At 60.0% G+C, this 1,188-nt stretch carries 1 protein-coding gene; it reads left to right on the plus strand.

The window, feature by feature from the left end:
• Positions 1 to 1,053, plus strand: a 1,053-nt coding sequence (locus tag NW837_RS11410; protein ID WP_414331625.1) for an FAD-dependent oxidoreductase, incomplete at its 5' end; no start/stop codon positions are given.
• Between the last annotated feature and the right edge of the window lie 135 nt (positions 1,054 to 1,188).

Below are 1,188 nucleotides of genomic sequence, written 5' to 3' on the forward strand. Positions count from 1 at the left end.
GGGGAAAAGGTGAAGTTTGCCCTGGGGCTGGTGCCGGCCATGATTCGCGGCCAGCGCTATGTGGAGCAGATGGATCGCTATAGCCTCTTGGAATGGCTGCGGCGGCAGGGTATTGACGAGCGGGTCAACACCGATATTTTCATTGCCGTCTCCAAGGCCCTGGCCTTCATCAACCCGGAGGAGATCTCGGCCATGGTGCCCCTGACGGCCTTGAACCGCTTTTTGCAGCAAAAAGATGGCTCTAGGATTGCCTACCTAGACGGCGCTCCCCCAGAGCGGCTCTGCCAGCCGATGGTGGACTACATTGTCGCCCGTGGGGGGGAAGTGCATTTGAAGGCGGCGTTGCAGGACATTCGTCTCAACCTCGATAACAGCGTGGCCGGGTTTTGCTTAGCCACCCTCTCTGGGCCGGTGGAGGTGACTGCCGATGCCTATGTCTCGGCCCTTTCGGTGGACGCGCTCAAGGAGCTGCTGCCGGCGCAGTGGTGGGGGATCCCCTTTTTCCAAAAGCTGCGTGAACTGGAGGGGGTGCCAGTAATTAGCCTGCAGATCTGGTTTGACCGCAAGATTACTCACATCGATCACTCCTTGTTTTCCCGCTCGCCGCTATTGAGCGTGTATGCCGACATGAGCAACACCTGCCGGGCCTATGCCGATCCGGAGCGGTCCATGTTGGAGCTGGTGCTGGCTCCGGCTGCCGAGTGGATTGATCGCGGCGATGAGGAGATCTTTGCCGCCACGCTGGAGGAACTGAAAAAACTCTTTCCCCAGCACCTTACCGGCCCCAACCCCGCCCGCGTGCGCAAGTGGGTGGTGGTGAAAACGCCGCGCTCGGTCTACAAGGCTACCCCTGGCAGACAGCAGTATCGCCCCACTCAAGTTACCCCTATTCCCAACTTCTTCTTGGCGGGCAGCTACACCCTACAGCCCTTCCTGGGCAGCATGGAGGGGGCCATCCTCTCCGGCAAGTGGGCGGCGGAGGCCATCAACAAGGGGATCCCATTTCAACGCGCTTCTGTCTCGGCCTCAACTCTGGCAGCTGCGGGGGTCTAGCTCTCCGCCGTCCGCCTCCTATGCCTTTTGAATCTTTCTTTTCCCCACAACCTCTTCTAGGCTATCCGCGGCGTCCGCTTTCCCGTAGTGTTGATATGTGCCCTCGCCGTTCCTCTTCCTTCTCTATCCTGGCCC

The sequence above is a fragment of the Synechococcus sp. R6-10 genome, from assembly GCF_047461815.1.
Classification (GTDB): domain Bacteria; phylum Cyanobacteriota; class Cyanobacteriia; order Thermostichales; family Thermostichaceae; genus Thermostichus.